The 20,734-nt window shown below is 64.2% G+C and carries 19 protein-coding genes and 1 riboswitch; of the genes, 5 read left to right on the forward strand and 14 right to left on the reverse strand.

Features of this window, described 5'->3' with window-relative positions; translation table 11 throughout:
• From A3764_RS01590 to A3764_RS01615, 6 genes are all read right to left on the reverse strand, one after another.
• Positions 1-551: ABC transporter permease (locus A3764_RS01590; RefSeq protein WP_067951081.1), on the reverse strand; the 551-nt coding region annotated here is incomplete at its 3' end.
• Complete coding sequence (locus tag A3764_RS01595; protein ID WP_067951084.1) at positions 548-1,411, reverse strand: ABC transporter permease; 864 nt, start codon at positions 1,409-1,411, stop codon at positions 548-550. The genes A3764_RS01595 and A3764_RS01590, both read right to left, overlap by 4 nt.
• Before the next feature lie 66 nt (positions 1,412-1,477).
• A complete protein-coding gene (locus tag A3764_RS01600) occupies positions 1,478-2,296 on the reverse strand; it encodes an ABC transporter ATP-binding protein (protein WP_067923831.1) in 819 nt (272 codons plus the stop codon).
• Between the two features lie 83 nt (positions 2,297-2,379).
• Positions 2,380-3,840, reverse strand: coding sequence for a dihydropyrimidinase (gene hydA, locus A3764_RS01605; protein ID WP_067923801.1), 1,461 nt, complete (start codon positions 3,838-3,840; stop codon positions 2,380-2,382).
• Positions 3,841-3,904: 64 nt separating this feature from the next.
• Positions 3,905-4,228, reverse strand: coding sequence for a hypothetical protein (locus A3764_RS01610; RefSeq protein WP_067923798.1), 324 nt, complete (start codon positions 4,226-4,228; stop codon positions 3,905-3,907).
• A gap of 12 nt (positions 4,229-4,240) precedes the next feature.
• Positions 4,241-5,491: a Zn-dependent hydrolase gene (locus A3764_RS01615; protein ID WP_067923795.1), complete on the reverse strand. Its 1,251-nt coding sequence runs from the start codon at positions 5,489-5,491 to the stop codon at positions 4,241-4,243.
• Positions 5,492-5,649: 158 nt separating this feature from the next.
• On the opposite strand from A3764_RS01615, the gene A3764_RS01620 reads away from it, so the two are divergent.
• On the forward strand, positions 5,650-6,267 hold the full coding sequence (locus tag A3764_RS01620; RefSeq protein WP_067923792.1) for a TetR family transcriptional regulator C-terminal domain-containing protein: 618 nt from the start codon (positions 5,650-5,652) through the stop codon (positions 6,265-6,267).
• Between the two features lie 28 nt (positions 6,268-6,295).
• Here A3764_RS01620 and preA read toward each other — a convergent pair whose 3' ends face one another.
• Both preA and A3764_RS01630 read right to left on the reverse strand, forming a co-directional pair.
• The gene (gene preA, locus A3764_RS01625; RefSeq protein WP_067923788.1) at positions 6,296-7,597 is read right to left on the reverse strand and encodes an NAD-dependent dihydropyrimidine dehydrogenase subunit PreA; all 1,302 of its coding nucleotides are present in this window, start codon (positions 7,595-7,597) and stop codon (positions 6,296-6,298) included.
• A 110-nt stretch (positions 7,598-7,707) separates the two neighbouring features.
• Positions 7,708-9,033: an NAD(P)-dependent oxidoreductase gene (locus tag A3764_RS01630; RefSeq protein ID WP_067923785.1), complete on the reverse strand. Its 1,326-nt coding sequence runs from the start codon at positions 9,031-9,033 to the stop codon at positions 7,708-7,710.
• A gap of 277 nt (positions 9,034-9,310) precedes the next feature.
• Between A3764_RS01630 and A3764_RS01635 the strand changes: the two genes are divergently transcribed.
• Positions 9,311-9,517, forward strand: coding sequence for a cold-shock protein (locus tag A3764_RS01635; RefSeq protein WP_067923781.1), 207 nt, complete (start codon positions 9,311-9,313; stop codon positions 9,515-9,517).
• A 99-nt stretch (positions 9,518-9,616) separates the two neighbouring features.
• Here A3764_RS01635 and A3764_RS01640 read toward each other — a convergent pair whose 3' ends face one another.
• Positions 9,617-10,261 (reverse strand): arylesterase, encoded by a 645-nt coding sequence (locus A3764_RS01640; RefSeq protein ID WP_067923779.1) that lies wholly within the window; start codon positions 10,259-10,261, stop codon positions 9,617-9,619.
• A 46-nt stretch (positions 10,262-10,307) separates the two neighbouring features.
• On the opposite strand from A3764_RS01640, the gene A3764_RS01645 reads away from it, so the two are divergent.
• Complete coding sequence (locus A3764_RS01645) at positions 10,308-10,988, forward strand: ABC transporter ATP-binding protein (RefSeq protein WP_067923776.1); 681 nt, start codon at positions 10,308-10,310, stop codon at positions 10,986-10,988.
• Positions 10,985-13,513 carry an ABC transporter permease gene (locus A3764_RS01650; RefSeq protein WP_067951086.1) on the forward strand — a complete coding sequence of 843 codons (2,529 nt, stop codon included), beginning with the start codon at positions 10,985-10,987 and terminating at the stop codon, positions 13,511-13,513. The genes A3764_RS01645 and A3764_RS01650 overlap by 4 nt, the downstream gene beginning before the upstream one ends.
• 75 nt (positions 13,514-13,588) lie before the next feature.
• On the opposite strand, the gene gcvP is transcribed toward A3764_RS01650, so the two are convergent.
• The 3 genes from gcvP to gcvT all read right to left on the reverse strand — a co-directional run bounded on the left by gcvP (position 13,589) and on the right by gcvT (position 18,017).
• Complete coding sequence (gcvP, locus tag A3764_RS01655) at positions 13,589-16,441, reverse strand: aminomethyl-transferring glycine dehydrogenase (protein WP_067922182.1); 2,853 nt, start codon at positions 16,439-16,441, stop codon at positions 13,589-13,591.
• 68 nt (positions 16,442-16,509) lie between these two features.
• Positions 16,510-16,869, reverse strand: a complete 360-nt coding sequence (gene gcvH / locus A3764_RS01660; protein WP_067922193.1) for a glycine cleavage system protein GcvH — start codon at positions 16,867-16,869, stop codon at positions 16,510-16,512.
• A gap of 23 nt (positions 16,870-16,892) precedes the next feature.
• Positions 16,893-18,017 carry a glycine cleavage system aminomethyltransferase GcvT gene (gene gcvT / locus A3764_RS01665; protein WP_067922179.1) on the reverse strand — a complete coding sequence of 375 codons (1,125 nt, stop codon included), beginning with the start codon at positions 18,015-18,017 and terminating at the stop codon, positions 16,893-16,895.
• Between the two features lie 146 nt (positions 18,018-18,163).
• A riboswitch (glycine riboswitch) is annotated at positions 18,164-18,249 on the reverse strand.
• A 73-nt stretch (positions 18,250-18,322) separates the two neighbouring features.
• On the opposite strand from gcvT, the gene A3764_RS01670 reads away from it, so the two are divergent.
• A complete protein-coding gene (locus tag A3764_RS01670; protein ID WP_236627988.1) occupies positions 18,323-18,949 on the forward strand; it encodes a gamma-glutamylcyclotransferase family protein in 627 nt (208 codons plus the stop codon).
• 70 nt (positions 18,950-19,019) lie between these two features.
• Here the strand turns inward: A3764_RS01670 and gltX are convergent, their stop codons facing one another.
• Together gltX and A3764_RS01680 are read right to left on the reverse strand one after the other, a co-directional pair.
• Positions 19,020-20,366 carry a glutamate--tRNA ligase gene (gltX, locus tag A3764_RS01675; protein ID WP_067922176.1) on the reverse strand — a complete coding sequence of 449 codons (1,347 nt, stop codon included), beginning with the start codon at positions 20,364-20,366 and terminating at the stop codon, positions 19,020-19,022.
• A 161-nt stretch (positions 20,367-20,527) separates the two neighbouring features.
• The coding region (locus tag A3764_RS01680; protein ID WP_150122046.1) for a DUF1236 domain-containing protein at positions 20,528-20,734 on the reverse strand (207 nt) is incomplete at its 5' end.

The raw sequence follows: 20,734 nt of genomic DNA on the forward strand, positions 1-20,734 counted from the left end.
GCGGCATAGGTCCGCATCAGATCGCGCTGCATGGCATCGGTGTCCTGCAGCCCCTGCACGGTATTCACCAGCACGGGAAAGAACACCATGACCACCACGACGGCAGCCTTCGACTGCCAATCAAAGCCGAACCACATCACCAGGATCGGCGCCATGCCAATCACCGGAAGCGCCGCGACGAAGTTGCCAACGGGCAGCAATCCGCGCTGCAGGAAGGGAAAGCGGTCAATCGCCAGCGCGGTGAGAAAGGCGGCCCCGCAGCCGATGATATAGCCGGTCAACGCGCCTTTCAGCACAGTCTGGACGAAGTCGACCCACAGGATTCCCGTGGAGGTCACGAAGCGGGCGGCGATGGCCGAAGGCGCAGGCAGCAAGACCTGGTTGATCCCGAACCCGTGCACGATCCCTTCCCAGACGGCGATGAGGGTGATCCCGAAAACCACGGGTGCCAGAACGCCTGCCCAGCGCCCGTCCGGTCGCCGCGCGAGGGCCATGTTGATCGCCATGCCCGCAATCCACGCCAATACGGCAAAGATCAGCCACCCGGTCATGCCATGCCCATCCGTTTCAGGGTGACCCGCTGAATGATCCCGATGGTGCCCACCAGCGCCGCCGCCAATGCCGCCGCCATGATCAGCGCGCTCCAGATCTGGATCGTCTGGCCATAGTAGCTGTCGCCCAGCAAACGCGCCCCCAGCCCGGCCACCGCCCCCGTCGGCAGTTCACCCACAATCGCCCCGACGAGTGAGGCCGCCATGGCGATCTTCAGCGACGTAAAGAAATAGGGCATCGAGGCAGGCAACCTCAGCTTCCAGAAGGTCTGCGCCGCACTGGCGTTCCACGTGCGCATCTGATCGAGCTGCATCGCATCGGGGCTGCGCAGACCCTTCACCATGCCGACAACAACCGGGAAGAACGACAGATACATGCTGATCATCGCCTTGGGCAACAGCCCGGAAATTCCCACCGCGTTCAGCACGACGATGATCATCGGTGCGATGGCAAGGATCGGAATGGTCTGGCTCGCGATGACCCAGGGCATCACGCTCATGTCCATGGTGCGGTTGAAGACGATGCCGACAGCCAGCAGGATGCCGAGCCCGGTCCCCAGGACAAATCCCAGCAGCGTCGCGCTCAGCGTGATCCATGCGTGATAAACCAGCGACCGCTTCGATGTGACCTTCTTTTGAACGGTGGTCTCCCACAATTCCGCACCCACCTGATGGGGCGCCGGCAGCTTCGGCTTGTCCTGCGCCCAGGTGTCGGAGACAAGCGCGGGAAGCGTCAGTTCCACCCCGGCCCGCTGCGCCTTGTCATAGGCCCATGGCGCATTCAGCGCGACCGCAGCGGCGTACCAGATCACCCCGATGAAGGCGAGGACGGTCAGAACCGGCAACAGGCTCCGGCTCATGCGCGCGCCCTCCCCTTCACCCTTTCGGAAATACTCCTGCGGCAGCCCCCGCGATCAGACCGACGTTCACTCATCCTGATGCCCCGCCCGCAAACCTTCGCGCACCCGGTGCGCCACTTCGAGAAACTCGGGCGTGTCCCGGATGTCCAGCGGGCGCTCCTTCGGCAAGGGGCTTTCGATGACATCGGTGATCCGCCCCGGCCGGGGCGACATCACGACGATCTTGGTCGACAGATACACCGCTTCGGGTATCGAATGGGTGACAAAGGCGATCGTCTTGCCTGTCCGTTCCCAAAGCTTCAGCAACTGCTCGTTCAGATGGTCGCGCACGATCTCGTCCAGCGCGCCAAAGGGCTCATCCATCAGCAGAATATCCGCATCGAAGCTGAGCGCCCGCGCGATGGAGGCGCGCTGCTGCATCCCACCCGAAAGCTGCCATGGAAACTTCTTCTCGAACCCGCCCAACTCGACCAGCTCGAGCACGCGGCGCACCCGTTCAGCCTGTTCCGCCCGCGGTATCCCCATGATCTCCAACGGCAGGCGGATATTGCCCCCGATTGTCCGCCACGGATAAAGCCCCGCCGCCTGAAAGACATAGCCATAGGCCCGGGCCCGCCGCGCCTCCGCCGGGGTGACCCCGTTGACGGTCACGCTGCCCCCCGTCGGCTCTTCGAGATCAGCCATCACCCGCAGGAAGGTCGTCTTGCCGCAGCCCGACGGGCCGATGAAACTGACGAAATCGCCTTTCGCGATATCGAGCGATACGTCGCGCAGCGCATGGACGGGGCCGTCATTGGTCTGGAAGGTCAAGTCGAGGCCACGCGCCGCGATGACCGGCGTGCCCGGAGCGGTTTCGATTGTCTGTGTGATGGTCGCCTCGTTCATATGTTTGTTCATGCTTGTCGTCCGGCAGAACGATAAGGCTGCAGGCATGCGCGCTCAACAGAAACCGCTGATGGGGCCAACCTTCAAATCCCCGCCGGAATATTCAGCGGATCGCGCTTGATCATCTTGGGGCTGTTCAACTCCTTCCACTTGCTCAGCGCGACATTCGCACTCGGGAAGGCCGGTCGGGGAATGAACCGCCCCCTGCCCGGATTGGGCTGGCTGTTCTGCCCCCAGGCCCAGATGACCTCGCCCCGGTTGAGCGTATAGCGGCTTTGCGCCTTGACCTCGAAGCCTTCGAACACGTTGTAATCCAGAACCGAATGATGGTTCGACGTGCTGATGGTCTTGGTGATCTTCGGATCCCAGACGACGATATCGGCATCTGCCCCTTCCACCAGCGCCCCCTTGCGCGGATAGATATTCAGGATCTTCGCCACATTGGTGGAGGTGCATGCCACGAATTCATTCGGGGTAAGCCGCCCCGTTTCGACGCCTTCGGTCCACAGCACGGCCAGCCGTTCCTCCAACCCGTTCGACCCGTTGGGAATGATGCGGAAATCCTCACGGCCCGCGCGCTTCTGTTCAGTGTTGAAGGCGGCGTGGTCCGTGGCGACAACCTGCAGCGAACCCGCCTGCAACCCGGCCCAGAGGCTATCCTGATGGTCCTTCGACCGGAACGGCGGGCTCATTACCCGGCGCGCGGCGTGGTCCCAGTCCTTGTTGAAATACTCCGACTCATCCAGCGTCAGGAACTGGATCAGCGGCTCTCCGTAAACCCGCATCCCCTTCTGGCGCGCCCGCCGGATGGCCTCATGGGTCTGCTCGCAGGAGACATGCACGATATAAAGCGGCACGCCGGCGGTATCGGCGATGGTGATCGCGCGGTTGGCGGCCTCCCCCTCCAGCTCCGGCGGGCGGGAATAGGCGTGACCCTCCGGCCCGGTGATGCCCTGATCGAAATACTTCTGCTGAAGCTCCGCCACCAGATCGCCGTTCTCGGCATGAACCATCGGCAGCGCGCCCAGTTCCGCGCAGCGCTTGAAGGAGGCGAACATCTCGTCGTCCTCGATCATCAGGGCGCCCTTGTAAGCCATGAAATGCTTGAACGAGTTCACGCCCATCTCGACGGCATCCTTCATCTCGTTGAAGACGTTCTCGTCCCAGCCGGTGATCGCCATATGATAGCCCACGTCCGAACAGATCTGCGGCGCGGACTTGCGGTGCCATTCGTTGATCGCGTTCTTGATGCTGCCATCGGCGCCCGGCAGGCAGAAATCGACGACCATCGTGGTGCCGCCCGCCGCCGCGGCCCATGTGCCGGATTCGAAGGTTTCCGCCGCGGTCGTCCCCATGAACGGCATCTCGAGATGCGTGTGCGGATCGATACCGCCGGGTATCACATAGGCCCCTTCCGCATCGATATATTCGTCACCCGAAAGATCCTCGCCGATCCGGCTGATGGTTTCGCCTTCGATCAGAACATCGGCCTTCCAGGTCCGGTCCGCCGTGCAGACCGTTCCGCCCTTGATCACCTTGCTCATCGCGTCTCTCCCTCGTCCTTCCAAATGGTTTCAAATCCCGGGGGTCCGGGGGCAGGCCCCCGGCTCAGACCGACCCGAAACACCCCAGCGCCGGCCCGTGCACCCCGATATCCAGCGGCCCGAAATCGCTCTCCACGCAGAGCGAAAAATACCCCGCGGTCGGCAGGTAAACGACCCGGTAGGTCCCGTCGCCCCGCGCGACCGACCAGCACCGCTGGGTGATGCCGCCCGAAAAATTGACCGTCACCTCACGCGGAACGCGTCGTACCTGCGCAAAGGCCCGCGCGGTCCGCCGGGTGATCCGGTCCGCGCTGCGCGACGCCTCGGCCAGTTCCGCGTCGATCAGCGCGTCGATCCGTCCGGCAATATCGAGATCGGGATCGATCACCGCAGCCTCCGTTCAGCCGACGACTTCGGCGGTTTCGACCACTGCATGCATCAGCACGTCGGCACCCGCCTGCGCCCATTCGCGGCTGATCTCTTCGGCCTCGTTGTGGCTCAGCCCGTCGACACAGGGGCACATCACCATCGCCGTGGGAGCCACCCGGTTGATCCAGCAGGCGTCATGCCCTGCGCCGGAAATCAGGTTCATGTGACTGTAGCCCAAACGCTCCGCCGCATTCCGCACGGCTCTCACGCAGCCTTCGTCAAAGGCCACGGGATCGAAACCGCCCACCTTTTCGAATGAAACCTCCAGCCCCATATCCTCGGCGATCTTGCCGGCCTCTTCGCGCAGGCGCGATTCCATATCCTCGATCACGTCAAGCTCGGGCGAACGGAAATCGACGGTAAAGACCACCTTGCCGGGGATCACGTTGCGCGAGTTCGGATAGACGTCGATATGCCCCGCCGCCCCCACCGCGTGTGGCGCATGGCTCAGCGCGATTTCGTTCACCTTTTCCAGAATGCGCGCCATGCCGAGGCCCGCGTCATGCCGCATGGGCATGGGGGTCGATCCGGTATGGCTGTCCTTGCCGGTCACGGTGACTTGGGTCCAGGACAGGCCCTGCCCATGGGTCACCACGCCGATCTCCTTGCCTTCGGCTTCCAGTATGGGCCCCTGTTCGATATGCAGTTCGAAAAAGGCATGCATCTTGCGCGCGCCGACTTCCTCGTCGCCCTTCCAGCCGATCCGGTCCAATTCGTCGCCGAAGCGCTTGCCCTCCGCATCCTCGCGGGCATAGGCCCAGTCCTGCGTGTGGATGCCCGCGAAGACCCCCGAAGAGAGCATGGCAGGCGCGTAGCGCGTTCCCTCTTCATTGGTGAAATTCGTCACCACGATGGGGTGTTTCGTCTTGATGCCCAGATCGTTCAGCGTGCGGATGATTTCCAGACCACCCAAGACGCCGAGCACACCGTCGTATTTGCCCCCCGTGGGCTGGGTGTCGAGGTGGCTGCCCACGTAGACGGGCAGCGCCTCCGGGTCCTGGCCTTCGCGCCGCGCAAACATGTTGCCCATCTGGTCCAGACCCATGGTGCATCCCGCCGCCTCGCACCAAGATTGAAAGAGCGCGCGGCCTTCGGCATCCGCGTCTGTCAGCGTCTGGCGGTTGTTGCCGCCCGCGACGCCGGGTCCGATCTTGGCCATCTCCATCAGGCTGTCCCAAAGCCGGTCGGGATTGATCTTCAGGTTCTCTCCGGGCGCGGCCATTCGGGGCTCCTCTTTGTCATTCCACCAAAGGTAAAATTTTTACCATTTGGTAAATCCACGATTGCGTCTAGTCTTGTTTCTGTCAAGAACTGCTTTCCCGACGGGGGTGCAGCGCGGAACCTGTGCCGCAAATTCAGGCACCAGAGCGAGGGGCGCCCATGCCGGACGGCAGCCAGAAGAAACCGAGCCGCATCCAGAAACGGAACCGCCGCGTGATTCTCGACGCCGCGCTGGAAGTCTTTTCCCGCCATGGCTACCGCGGTTCGACGTTGGACCAGATCGCCACCGAGGCGGGACTGAGCAAACCCAACATACTTTATTATTTCGATGGCAAGGAAGCGATCCACGTGGAGCTTCTGGCCAAACTCATGTCCGAATGGCTCGCTCCGCTGGAAGAGATGGACCCCGACGGCGACCCCCAGAAAGAGCTTCTGGGCTATATCACCAAGAAGATGGAGATGAGCCGCGCCTATCCGCGCCAGAGCAGGCTGTTCGCTAATGAGATCATTCAGGGCGCCCCGCGTATGCAGCCGCATCTGCAATCCGGCCTGAAGCCGCTCTTCGATGCGAAATGCGACCTGATCCGCGCGTGGATGGACGCCGGAAAGCTTGCCCGGATGGATCCTGCGCACCTCATCCTGTCGATCTGGGCGATCACCCAGCATTACGCGGATTTCGAGGCGCAGCTTCAGGTCCTGCTGCCTGACCCCCAGACCGCATGGGACGGGGCGGAAAGCCACGTCGCCTTCATGTTCCGCAAGCTGCTCACCCCCTGAAGACGCCCCCGGGGGGCGAAACCTGAGCCTACTCTGCCGCCTTGGCCGCCGGGTTATTGGGGTGCGTCGTCCAGTTGGCATACTCCGGCTGTACCACGTCGCCTGTGCGCGGATCGGTTTGGCCTGCCGCCATAGGCTCCATGGTGATGCAATCCTCCACCGGGCAAACATTGACGCAGAGGTTGCAGGCCACGCATTCCTCGTCGATCACGGTGAACTTGCGATCGTCGGACATGGCGATGGCCTGATGGCTGGTATCCTCACAGGCGGCGAAGCAGCGACCGCAGGATATGCACAGATCCTGATTGATTGCCGCCTTGGCGACGTAGTTCAGGTTCAGTTGGTTCCAGTCCGTCACATTGGGCACCGCACGACCCACCAGTTCATCGACCGAGGTCATGCCCTTTTCGTCCATGTAGTCGCTCAGCCCGCTGATCATCTCTTGCACGACTTTGAAACCGTAGGTCATGGCCGCCGTACAGACCTGAACATTTCCAGCGCCAAGGGCCAGAAATTCAGCCGCGTCGCGCCACGTCGTGATGCCGCCGATCCCGCTGATGGGCAGATCGGCCATATCGGGGGTACGCGCGATTTCGGCCACCATGTTCAGGGCAATGGGCTTGACGGCAGGTCCGCAATAGCCGCCATGCGCGCCCTTGCCGTCGATCGTCGGCTCCGGTGCGAAGAGGTCCAGATCCACGCTGGTGATCGAATTGATCGTATTGATCAGGCTCACTGCATCCGCCCCGCCACGCATGGCGGCCTCCGCCGGTTTGCGCACGTCGGTGATATTGGGCGTCAGCTTCACGATCACCGGCATCCGCGTGTTGGCCTTCACCCAGCGGGTGACCATTTCGATATATTCGGGCACCTGCCCCACGGCACTGCCCATGCCGCGCTCGCTCATCCCGTGCGGGCAGCCGAAGTTGAGCTCGACCCCGTCAGCACCCGTCTCCTCCACCAGGGGCAGGATGAATTTCCACGGCTCTTCCTCGCAGGGCACCATGAGCGAGACGACCATGGCACGGTCCGGATAGTCCCGCTTGACGGCCTTGATCTCGCGCAGGTTCACCTCCAGCGGGCGGTCGGTGATCAGTTCGATGTTGTTGAGCCCCAGAAGCCGCCGGTCCGCCCCATGGATCGCGCCGTAGCGCGGGCCGTTCACGTTGACCACATGCGGGTCGAGGCCCAGCGTCTTCCAGACGACACCGCCCCAGCCGGCCTCATAGGCGCGGCGCACGTTGTATTCCTTGTCTGTCGGTGGCGCGGAGGCCAGCCAGAAGGGATTGGGGGATTTGATCCCGATGAAATCGCTTTGCAGATTGGCCATGTTCGATCCTCCACTGTTCCCCCGGGTCCCCGCCCGGCCCGTGCCGCCTCTGCTATGCGATGCGGCAGTTCACTTCTCTCGCACCGGCCCCGAAAGCCCGGCGCCATGCCTCAGCCCCCGGTCAACTGACGGTGAATATCCATCGCCGCGTCGCGCCCCTGCGCCACGGCGGTCACGGTCAGATCATCCCCCGCAGGCGTACAGTCTCCCCCGGCCCAGACGCCCTCGACAGAGGTGCGGCCCGCCGCGTCCGTCCGTATTTTGCGCCCGTCCAGATCGGGCAGATCGTCACCGTGCAGGGTCTGACCGATGGCCTTGAAGACCTGATCCGCGGGGATGCGGAAAGTCTCTCCGCTGCCCCGCATATCCGCATCGACATATTCGAACTCGATTTCCCGTACGCTGCCGTTGCCGTGAATGGCGAGCGGCACGGCGTGGGTGATGATACGCACGCCCTTGCTTGCCGCCAGATCCTGTTCGAACCTGCTGGCGTTCATGCGGTCGCGCCCCCGGCGATAGACCAGCGTGACATTCAGCGCGCCCAGCAACTTGGCCTGCACCGCGGCGTCAACCGCCGTCATCCCGCCCCCGATGACGACAACGTCGCGCCCGATCGGCAGGCCTGACAAGTCATCCGACTGGCGCAGACCCGCAATGAAATCGACGGCGTTGGTAACGTTGTCCTTGTCCTCGCCCTCTGCCCCCAGCGCGTTGACGCCGGCAAGCCCGAGGCCCAGAAAGACCGCATCGTGATCCTTTTTCAGCGCCGCCAGCGTGATGTCGCGCCCGAGTGCTGCGTCGTGGCGAAAGGTGATGCCCCCGATTTGCATGAGCCAGTCGACCTCGGCCTGCGCGAAACCTTCCGGGGTCTTGTAGGCGGCGATCCCGTATTCGTTCAAACCGCCGGGCTTTGGCCGTGCGTCGTAGATCGTGACATCGTGGCCCAGCATCGCCAGCCGGTGCGCACAGGAAAGGCCCGCAGGCCCTGCCCCCACCACCGCGATGGTCTTGCCGGTCGCCGCCGCTCGGGTGAACGGATGCTTGCCCTGCGCCTGCAAATGGTCGGTCGCATATCGCTGAAGCTGGCCGATCAGAACGGGTTTGCCCTCTGCCACTTCACGCACGCAGACCTCCTCGCACAGTGTTTCCGTCGGACAGACCCGCGCGCACATGCCGCCCAGAATGTTCTGGCTCAGGATCGTCTTGGCCGCGGCATCCGGCGTTCCGGTGGCGATCTGTCGAATGAAAAGCGGGATATCGATATCCGTGGGGCAGGCCGTCATGCAGGGCGCGTCATGGCAGAAATAGCAGCGATCGGCCTGAACCAGCGCCTCATGATCGTCGAGCGGCGGGTGCAGATCGGAAAACCCTTCACGGTAGGCCTCCGGCTCCAGCCGCCCCGCGGCGATACCCGGTGCGAACATGTCTCGTGCCATCTGACCCTCCCTAGGCGGACTTCCTTCCCCAAACGCTCACATGGATTCAAAATTTTATCAACTGGTAAAATTATTGCAAAACGGTGAAATTCGATGCGCAAAGGTCCGCCAGTGCCGGGATCGCGGTCAGAATCGCTTGATTTTCAGAAGGACGCTTTCAATATCGAAGGGCGACGCGAAGACCATCGACCACTGCTCCTCAAGGCTTCGGTACGATCAATTCCGGTAAGCCACGCTGCCGCATCCCGCGGGCAGATCAACACAGGAGAGACGGAGCATGGCGACAGGCACCGTAAAATGGTTCAACACGACTAAAGGCTACGGCTTCATCGCGCCTGACAGCGGCGGAAAGGACATCTTTGTCCATATCTCGGCCGTCGAGCGCGCTGGTCTGACCGGTCTGGCCGATAACCAAAAGGTGACATACGACGTCGAAGCCGGGCGGGACGGTCGCGAAAGCGCCGCCAATATCGCTTTAGCCTGATCCTTCCGCCGGGCGCGCCTGCCCCGGTTGCAAGGAGCGGAACGGATTTGAACGGGGCGCCGCCGCGCCCCGCAGAGAGTTGCATTTTCGCGCGGCGCTTCAGTCGGCCTCTACCCGCTCCACTAGTTCGAGCACGGCCGGCCCGATCCCTTCGACGATCCGGCTGACGCCTTCGGCGTTGGGATGCAGGCCATCCGGCAGGAAATACTTCTGAAGGGACACCGAGGTTCCGCCCTCACCTTCTGGCACGAGGCCCGCAAAGAAATTGCGGAAATAGCCGGTACCGTATTCAGCCGCGAGATCGGGATAGATCGCGTCGAAAGCTGTCTTGTACTCGGGGCCGAAGTTCCCCGGTGCCTGCAGGCCAACTAACAGCACTTCCACCTCGGCGTCTTCCGCAGCATCGAGAATCCCGGTGAGGTTCGTCTTTGCCTGCGCGGGATCCAATCCGCGCAGCAGGTCGTTCCCGCCCAGCGTGACGATCATGCCGTCAACCTCGGGTGTCAGCGCCCATCCGATGCGCGCCAGCCCGCCCGCCGTCGTGTCCCCCGACACACCCGCATTGATCAGGCGAACATCGGCCCCGGCCTCGTCCAACCAATTCTGAAGCTGTGCGACGAAACCGTCCTCGGGGACCAGCCCGTACCCTTGCGTCAGTGAATCTCCGAAGGCGGCGATTACCGTTTCAGCGCTCGCGGGGGACTGGCCCGCGATCACTGCCGCCGCAATCAACAACTTGCGCATTTCCTCTCGACCTCCATATCGAACGGAACGCAGTGAAAGGCCTTTCATGACCCAGCCGACCGACGCCCCGGTGTTCAACCTCAAAGATGTCACGCTGAGCCTTGAGGGCAATGCCGGGCCGGTCGGGATACTTCACGATATCGCGCTTACGGTTTCCCACGGCGAAAGCCTCGCGCTGACCGGGCCATCCGGTTCCGGCAAGTCATCATTGCTGATGATCATGGGCGGGCTGGAACGTGCGACGGGCGGCACCGTCGAGGCCTTGGGTACGGGTCTCACCCATATGTCCGAAGACGCCCTTGCCCGTTTTCGCCGCGGGAAGGTAGGCATCGTCTTCCAGTCCTTCCACCTTATCCCCACGATGACGGCGCTGGAGAATGTGGCGACCCCGCTGGAACTCTGCGGTAACCGGGACGCTTTCGACCGGGCGGCGCAGGAACTCGAGATGGTCGGCCTCGGGCATCGGCGGGGGCACTACCCGTCGCAGATGTCGGGGGGCGAACAGCAGCGTGTTGCATTGGCCCGCGCATCGGCTCCGCGCCCGGCGATCATTCTGGCGGATGAACCTACCGGCAATCTCGACAGCGCCAATGGCGCGGCCATCATGGACCTGCTCTTCGGCCTGCGGGACCGGCATGGCGCCACGCTCGTCCTCGTGACCCATGATCCGGCCCTTGCCGAACGCTGCGACCGGATCGTGACATTGGCTGACGGTCGTATCGCATGAGCCTGCGACAGGCGACACGCTTGGCCCGGAGGGAGCTGCGCGGCGGCCTGCGTGGCTTCCGCCTCTTCCTCGCCTGTCTCGCACTGGGGGTGGCGGCCATTGCCGCTGTCGGATCGGTCCGCGCGGCAATCGAGGCCGGACTGGCCCGGGAGGGGGCGGCGCTGCTGGGGGGCGATGCCGAACTGCAATTCACCTATCGCTTCGCCGACGCGGAGGAACGTGGCTGGATGGAAGACCGGGCCGAGGCCCTATCCGAGGTTGTCGAATTCCGCTCCATGGCGACGGTGGGCGACGGGGATTCCGCGCAACGGGCCCTCACGCAGGTCAAGGCAGTGGACCCCGTCTATCCCCTGGTCGGAGAGGTCAGGCTGGAGCCGGCAATGCCTTTGGCCGAAGCCTTCGCCATGCGCGAAGGCCGACCAGGCGGTATCATGGAAAGGTCACTGGCCGACCGGCTTGGGCTGGCGCCGGGGGACAGCTTCCGCCTCGGCACCACGGCCTTCAGGCTTTCCGCCATTCTCCTGCGGGAGCCGGACAGCACCGGGGGCAGCTTTGCGCTCGGCCCCCGTACGATGGTCCTGCGCGACTCGCTCGCAGACTCCGGGCTGCTCGGGCCGGGAACGCTCTTTTATTCGGCCTATCGGCTCGATCTACCCCCGGGGGCCAACCTGGCGGCATTGGAACAAGCGGCCGAAACCCGGTTCGACGGCAGCGGCATGCGCTGGCGCGATGCGCGGCAGGGCGCGCCGGGCATCGTCCGCTTCGTGGAACGGCTTGCCGCCTTTCTGGTGCTGGTAGGCCTTTCCGGCCTGGCCGTGGGTGGGGTGGGCGTTTCAGCGGCGGTACAAGCCTATCTTTCGCAGAAGACCCAAGTCATCGCGACGCTTCGCGCACTTGGTGCGGACAGGGCCACAATCTTTCAGACCTATCTGATCCAGATCGGGGCGCTATCGCTTGCCGGCGTTGCAATCGGGGTGGTGCTGGGGGCCGCGATTCCGCTGGCTCTCGCCCCGGTGATGGAGGCGCGGCTGCCGGTGCCTGCACGGTTCGCCATCTATCCCGGACCCTTGGGCGAAGCTGCGCTCTACGGCATCCTCACGGCATTTGCCTTTACGCTCTGGCCGCTGGCACGCGCTGAAAACATCCGCGCGGCGACGCTCTTTCGCGATGCATGGACCGGCGCGCGCAGATTGCCCGCGCCCCGCTATGTCGTGACAGTGGCGGGCATCGTGGCGGTTCTGGTGCTGACGGCGGGCTGGCTCAACGGAAGCTGGTGGTTGACCCTGTGGACGCTGGGCGGCATCGCCGCGGCCCTCGCGCTGCTTGCCCTCGCTGCGCTGCTCTTGCGCAGGACGGCGCGCAGCCTCGCCCCGCGGGCGCGGCGCATGCCCCGCCTGCGGTGGGCCCTCGCGGCCATCGGCGGCCCGGCGGAGGGGGCCACTGCCGTCGTTCTGTCACTGGGGCTCGGCCTGTCGGTGCTGGCCACCGTGGGCCAGATCGACGGTAACCTCCGGCGGACCATCGCAGGAAACCTGCCCGATATCGCGCCCTCCTACTTCTTCATCGACATACAAAAGGACCAGATGGAGGGCTACACGACCCGCCTGCGCGACGACCCCGGCGTCAGCCGGGTGGACAGCGCCCCGATGCTGCGCGGCGTCATCACCGCCATCAACGGCGCACCGGCCCGGGAAACCGCAGGCGATCATTGGGTTCTGGAGGGCGACCGGGGCATCACCTACGCCGAAGCGCCCGGCCCGCGCGCAGAGATCACCGCCGGGGAGTGGTGGCCCCCCGATTACGAAGGCCCCCCGCTCATCAGCTTTTCGGCGGAGGAAGGCGCGGAAATGGGTCTCGCCCTCGGTGACAGCCTGACGGTCAATGTGCTGGGCCGGGACATCACCGGGACAATCGCCAACTTCCAGACGGTGGATTATTCAGGCGCGGCGCTGGGTTTCATCCTGACGATGAACCCCGCCGCCATCGCCGCCGCCCCCCATACCTATATCTCGACCGTCTATGCGACGCCTGACGCCGAAGCGGCGATACTGCGCGACCTCGCCCAGACCTATCCCAATATTACGGCCGTCAGGGTCCGGGATGCGATCGACCGGGTGGCAGAGGTCCTCTCCGGCCTCGCCGCGGCCGTCTCCTACGGGGCGCTGGCGACGCTGGTCACCGGTTTCGTCGTGTTGATCGGGGCCGCGGCTGCCGGAGCCGGGGAGCGCGCTTTCGAAGCGGCGCTGCTAAAGACTTTGGGCGCGTCCCGCCGCGCCATCGCCGCCAGCTTCGCGCTGAGGGCCGCGCTTCTGGGATTGTTCGCCGGCACGGTCGCTCTCATCGCGGGAGTCTTGGGGGGCTGGGCCGTGAGCCGCTACGTGATGGAAACCGATTTCGTGGTGATCTGGCCCTCCGCGCTCGCCATCATCGCTGGGGGTATCGTCGCGACCATGGCGGCGGGCTTGGGCTTTGCGCTTCATGCGCTCAACGTGCGACCGGCGCAGGTGCTTCGCGCACGCGAATGATCGACACCCATCCGCTTGCCGAAATTCCCAAGACGCCCGCCGGTTCGTGCTGAACGACCCCGGCGGGCGCAAGTCTCATTCCGCGGCTTCGGCGTATTCTTCCATCGGCGGGCAGGTGCAGATCAGGTTGCGGTCGCCATGAACGTTGTCCACCCGGTTGACCGGGGGCCAGTACTTGTCCACCCGGAAGGCCCCCGGCGGGAAGCATCCCTGCTCCCGGCTATAGGGCCTTTCGCCCCATTCCAGCACCAAATCCTCGACCGTATGCGGCGCGTTCTTGAGCGGGTTGTTCTGCGCGTCGATGCGCCCCTCCTCGATGTCGCGTATCTCCTCCCGAATGGCGAGCATGGCCTCACAGAAGCGGTCCAGCTCTGCCTTGGTCTCGCTCTCCGTCGGCTCCACCATCAGCGTACCGGCCACCGGCCATGACATGGTGGGCGCGTGGAAGCCGCAGTCGATCAGACGCTTGGCGATATCCTCCACGGTAATCCCGGCGGACTCGTCGAAAGGACGCACATCGATGATGCATTCATGCGCGACCCTGCCCGACGGCCCCTTGTAAAGGACGTCGAACGCCCCTTCGAGCCGCCGCGCGATATAGTTGGCGTTCAGGATCGCGACGCGGGTAGCCTGCGTCAGCCCATCGCCCCCCATCATAAGGCAATAGGCCCATGAAATCGGCAGGAGCGAGGGCGAGCCGTAGGGCGCGGCGCTGACCGGCCCCTCTGCCCCTCCCCGTACCGGATGCCCCGGCAGATGCGCGATCAGATGCGCCTTGACCCCGATCGGCCCCATGCCGGGCCCGCCGCCGCCATGGGGGATGCAGAACGTCTTGTGCAGGTTCAGGTGGCTCACGTCTCCACCGAGGTCGCCGGGCCGCGACAGCCCGACCATGGCGTTCATGTTGGCCCCGTCGATATAGACCTGACCGCCCGCCTCATGGGTGATCCGCGTGACCTCATGCACCGTTTCTTCAAAGACGCCGTGCGTGGAGGGATAGGTGATCATGCAGCCCGCCAGCGCATCGGCGTGTTTCTCGGCCTTCTCGCGGAAGTCGTCGAGATCGATGTCGCCGTTCGAGGCGGTCTTCACAACCACGACTTTCCAGCCGACCATCTGGGCAGAGGCGGGGTTCGTACCATGGGCGCTCATAGGGATGAGGCAGATGTTGCGGTGCCCCTGCCCCTGCGCCCGGTGATAGGCCGCGATGGTCAACAGACCCGCGTATTCGCCCTGCGCGCCGGAATTCGGCTGCATCGAGATCGCGTCATATCCGGTGATGTCGCACAGCTTTGCCGACAGGTCATCGATCATCTCGCGGTATCCCAAGGCCTGATCGGCGGGCGCATAGGGATGGATGAGCGAGAATTCACGCCAACTCACCGGCATCATCTCGGCGGCGGAGTTCAGCTTCATGGTGCAGGAGCCGAGCGGGATCATCGCACGGTCGAGCGCAAGGTCGCGGTCCGCCAGACGACGCATATAGCGCATCATCTCGGTCTCGGCCCGGTTCATGTGAAAGATCGGATGGGTCAGATAATCCGACGTGCGCAACATCGCGTCCGGCACACGGTAATCGGGGGTGAAATCGTCATCCGCCCGTTCGATCCCGAAGGCGCGCCAGACCGCCTCGATCGTTTCGGGGCGCGTCCGCTCATCCAGCGTGATGCCCACGCGCGTTTCGCCCACGCGGCGCAGGTTGATCCCCTCGTCCACCGCCGATTTCATAACCGCCGCCTGCAGCGGCCCCACGCCCACGGTGATCGTATCGAAAAAGGCCGAAGGATCGACCTTGAAACCCGCCGCCTCCAGCCCCTTCGCCAGCCGGACGGTCTTGCGGTGGATACGCTGGGCAATGGCCTTCAGCCCCTTGGGGCCGTGGAACACCGCATACATGGAGGCCATAACCGCCAGCAAAGCCTGCGCGGTGCAGACGTTGGACGTGGCCTTTTCGCGGCGGATGTGCTGTTCGCGCGTCTGCAGCGAAAGCCGGTAGGCCCGGTTGCCATGCGCGTCGATGCTGACGCCCACGATACGGCCCGGCATGGCCCGCTTCATCGCGTCCCGGCAGGCCATATAGGCGGCATGCGGCCCGCCATAGCCTTCGGGCACGCCGAACCGCTGGGTCGATCCGACGGCGATGTCGGCGCCCATCTCGCCCGGCTCCTTCAACAGGGTGAGCGACAGCGGATCGGCAGAAACGATACCGACCGCCTGTGCGGCGTGAAGCGCCTCCATCTGCGGGGTGAAATCGCGCACGTGCCCGTATGTGCCGGGATACTGGAAGATCGCACCAAAGACCTTGTCCGCCTCCAGCTTGTCCGGATTGCCGACGATCACCTCGATCCCCAACGGCGCGGCGCGTGTCTGCATCACGGCGATATTCTGCGGATGACAGTCGCGGTCGACGAAGAAGGCCTTCGCCTTGGATTTGGCCACGCGCTGCGCCATCGTCATCGCCTCGGCGCAGGCGGTGGCTTCATCCAGCAAGGACGCGTTGGCAATCTCCAACCCGGTCAGATCGCTCACCATGGTCTGGAAGTTCAGCAGCGCCTCCAGCCGGCCCTGGCTGATCTCCGGCTGATAGGGCGTATAGGCGGTGTACCACGCCGGATTTTCCAGAATGTTGCGCTGGATCGCGGGGGGTGTCACCGTACCGTGATAGCCCTGCCCGATCAGGCTCGTCAGAACCCGGTTCTTGCTGGCGACAACCCGCATATGCTCCAGCACTTCGCGCTCGCTCATCGCCTTGCCAAAATCGAGCGGTTCATCCTGCCGGATGCCCCGGGGCAAAGTGTCGTCAATCAGCGCGTCGAGGCTTTCTGCACCCACCACGTCCAGCATCTCCGCCATTTCCGCAGGCGATGGGCCGATATGCCGCCGGTTGGCGAAATCATAGGGCAGGTAATCCGTCGGCTTGAAAGCCATGTTGCAGGTCCTCGTCTTCCAAATGGCAAAAAAATCCCCGCCGGAGGCTCCCGGCGGGGCGTCACGCGCTACCCGATGAACTTCTGGTAGGCCGCTTCATCCATGAAATCATCCATCTGCGAGGGATCGCTGGCCTTCATCTTGAAGAACCATGCCTCCCCCTGCGGATCGTCGTTCACCATGCTGGGGGTGTCGGTCAGCGCGGAGTTCACTTCCGTGATCTCCCCGTCAATCGGGGCGAGGATGTCCGACGCCGCCTTGACGCTTTCGATCACCACGACTTCATCGTCCTTGCTGACGGTGATCCCTTCGTCCGGGAGTTCGACGAAAACCACATCGCCCAGTTGTTCGGCCGCATGGTTCGTGATGCCGACGACGATCTCGTCGCCCTCCACGCGCAGCCACTCGTGTTCCTCGGTGAATTTCATGATGTGCTCGTTCCCTGTTTCGTTCAACGTTTGAAGTTTGCCGCGACAAAAGGCAGCTTTGCAACGGTCAAGGGCAGCCGCTTTCCGCGCACCTCACCCCAGAGCCGCGTTCCGGTTTCGTGATGCTCGGCATCGACATATCCCATGGCGACCGGCCCGCCGACAGTGGGGCCAAAGCTTCCGGATGTCACGATGCCCACGGGATCGCCGCCTTCCTGCCTGTCGAAAACCGGCGTGCCCGCCCGCATGGGCGCGCGTCCGTCGGGAAGCAGCCCGACCCGCTTGCGGTCGGGGCCGTGTTCCAGCGCCTGAAACACCGCCTCGGCACCGGGAAACCCCCCGGCCCGCGCGCCGCCGGGGCGGCGTGCTTTCTGGATGGCCCATGTCAGTGCCGCCGCCACCGGGTCGGTCTCCGCATCGATGTCATTGCCGTAGAGACACAGGCCCGCCTCAAGCCGCAGCGAATCCCGCGCGCCCAATCCGATCGGGGCCACCTCGGATGAGGCGAGCAAAAGCTCGGCGAGGCGTGTGGCCTCGTCCCCCGGCACCGAAATCTCCCAGCCGTCCTCGCCCGTATAACCAGAGCGCGAGGCCCAGACCGCAATTCCGCCGAGTTCGAGTTCCCGCAAATCCATGAACCGCATGTCGCCGGCCCGGGGGTCGAGACCCGCCATCACGTCTTCCGCCGCCGGGCCCTGCAGCGCCAGCAATGCACGATCCCCCAGTTCCGTAATCGTCACCCCGGGCTCCAGCGCCGCACGCATCCGGTCGATGTCCGCTTCCTTGCAGGCGGCGTTCACCACGACAAAGAGGTCCTGCCCCCGCCGGGCGAACATCAGGTCATCCTCGATCCCGCCCTCTTCGTTAGTGAAAAATCCATAGCGCTGGCGCCCGTCCTCAAGGCCCAGAACGTCCTGCGGCACCAGCGCCTCGAAGGCTTTCGCCACCGCGTCCCAGGACGCGCCCGAAAGCAGTACCTGCCCCATGTGGCTCACATCGAACAGACCGGCCGCCTCGCGGGTCTGAAGGTGTTCCTTCATCACGCCCATCGGATATTGCACCGGCATTTCATAGCCAGCGAAGGGTACCATCTTGGCGCCCTGCGCCATGTGAAGATCGTAAAGGGGGGTCCGCTTCAGTTCGGTCATCCGGTCTCTTTCCTGTCCGACCGGAAGCCCAAAGACCAACCGGCACAACCGCGCCGCGACATGCGACCCGCAAGTGCCCCCTCTGTCCTTTCGCCTGAGATCGTTATCCCTTCGGCGGGCGCACGCGCCTCTCTCCAGAGTCTGTCGGTCCCGTCGCGGTCCTGCGGCCTGAGAGTTTCCGGGGCGGTTGCTCCTTCGGCATCGGCAAGGCCGATTCTCCCGTGACGGATGCACATAGGTAGGCCGGGGCGCATGAGCAGGTCAAGACGGCATGAACCGGCCTTGCACCATCCGGAGACCTTGCCATGGGTGAAGCGCCTGCCTATCCATGCGGCATGACTCCATATTTCTTTGGCTACGGCAGCCTCGTCAATCGCAACACCCACGACTACCCCGATACCCGCCCCGCGCGCCTGCAGGGCTGGCGCCGCGCGTGGGTGCGTACCGCAGGGCGCGAGGTCGTCTTTCTCAGCGTCAATCCACACCGCGAAACGACGATCGACGGGCTTGTCGCAGCGGTTCCCGGCGCCGACTGGGCGGCACTCGACGCCCGCGAATACGGCTATGCCCGGCATGCATCGGGCGGGGCGGTGCTGCACGATATCCTGCCCTCCCCGGACGTATCCCATTACGCCATACCGCCCGAAAAAACCGGCGCGGCGGGCGATCACGTGATCCTGCTGAGCTATCTCGACGTGGTGGTACAGGGGTTCGCGCGGGTCTATGGCATCGACGGCGTCACCCGCTTTTTCGACACCACCGACAATTGGGACACAGCGGTTCTGGACGACCGGGATAATCCGCTTTATCCGCGCCACCAACCCCTGACGGATGAAGAAAAAGCACTGGTCGACGAAAACCTCGCCCGTGTCGCGCCGGGTATGCGCCCCCGCCGGCGGGAAACACCGGAAATCACGCATTCCGCGCCCTGAGGCGCGCAGCCCCTTCACCCTTTGGCAAATACTCCCCGCGGAGCGTCCGGCAGCAGCCTCAAACGCGCGATCAGCTACGGGCCTTCACGGTCTGCAGCAGAGGCATGACCTGCGCCATGTCAGGCCCGTGTTCCTGCCCCGTGAGCGCAAGCCGCAGGGGGCGGAAAAGCCCCCGGCCCTTGCGCCCGGTGGCTTCCTTCACCTCGCTCGTCCACTGCGCCCATGTCTCGTCATTGAAGGGCGGTTCGGGCAGCAGTTCCATCGCCTGCGCGACGAAGGCGCGGTCTTCTTCCTCGATCACGGGCTCGGCGCCATCACGGAACATGACCCACCACGCGGGCAGGTCCCGCAGGGTGCGGATGTTTTCGCGGGTCACAGACCAGAAACGCTCCGCCTGCGCATCGGGCACCCCGGCGGCGCGGACCTCTTCCGCCACGCGTTCGAGCGGGAGCGTCTGCAAATAGCGCCCTGTCAGGGGGAAGAGATCCTCTACATCGAACTTGGTCGGAGCGGAACCGAAATGCCCGATATCGAACCCTTCGATCAGTGTTTCGAGATCCGTGCGCAATTCGACCGGGTCCGACGAGCCGAGCCGCGCCATCAGGCTCAACAGCGCCATCGGCTGCACGCCGCGTTCACGCAGATCCTTCAGTGCCAGCACGCCGAGACGTTTGCTCAGCGCCTCGCCCTGCGGACCCGTCAGCAGGGAATGATGGGCAAATTCCGGAACACTCCCGCCCAGCGCCTGCATGATCTGGATCTGGGTGGCCGTGTTGGTCACATGATCGGAGCCGCGCACCACATGGGTCACCCCCATCTCGGTGTCGTCCACAACAGATGCGAGCGTATAGAGGATCTGCCCGTCTCCACGGATCAGTACGGGGTCGCTGACACTGGCGGCGTCGATCGAGATGTCGCCCAAGATACCGTCGCGCCACTCGATCCGCTCCTGATCCAGCTTGAACCGCCACACCCCGGCACCGCGCTCGGCGCGCAGGGCATCTTTTTCGGCGTCGGACAGTTTCAGCGCCGCCCGGTCATAGACCGGAGGGCGCCCCATGTTCAGCTGCTTCTTGCGCTTGAGGTCCAGTTCCGTCGGCGTCTCGAACGCCTCGTAGAAGCGGCCCATGCGGCGCAACTCCTCAGCGGCTTCCCCGTACCGGTCCAGTCGTTCGGACTGGCGCTCCACCCGATCCCAATGCAGGCCGAGCCAGTCGAGATCACGCTTGATCCCGTCGACGTATTCTTCCTTGGACCGTTCGGGATCGGTGTCGTCGATCCGCAGGATGAAGGTCCCACCAGCTTTCCGCGCGATCATCCAGTTCATCAATGCGGTGCGCAGGTTGCCCACGTGGATCCACCCTGTCGGGGAGGGCGCGAAACGGGTGATGATCTGATCGGGGGTCTGGTCGGACATGGCTCTACTCCTGTTGCGCCGGAAGTGTCACAGGGGCGCGTCTTTGTCCAGCGAGCGTCGCGTCTGCAAGCATTTCGGACCATCCCTGCTCAACCGGATAGCCATCGAAAAAAAGGGGCCCGGAAACCGGACCCCTCCCCTAATTGGTTGCTACGCAAGGTTTAGCGCAGAACCTGTACGATCACACCTGTCTCGGCATCGACCAGAACGGTCTGGCTGTTGATGTTGACGTAGCGCAGACCTTCCTGCGGCACTTCGTAGGTTGTCACGGTCTGGGGGACACCGGCGCCTACGACGACTTCACCATCGAGGTAGACAGTCTCGACCGGGTTGGCCTTGACGAATGTGATGGTCTCCGTGGTCGGTTC

It is taken from the genome of Sulfitobacter sp. HI0129, from assembly GCF_001635395.1.
Classification (GTDB): Bacteria; Pseudomonadota; Alphaproteobacteria; order Rhodobacterales; family Rhodobacteraceae; genus Sulfitobacter.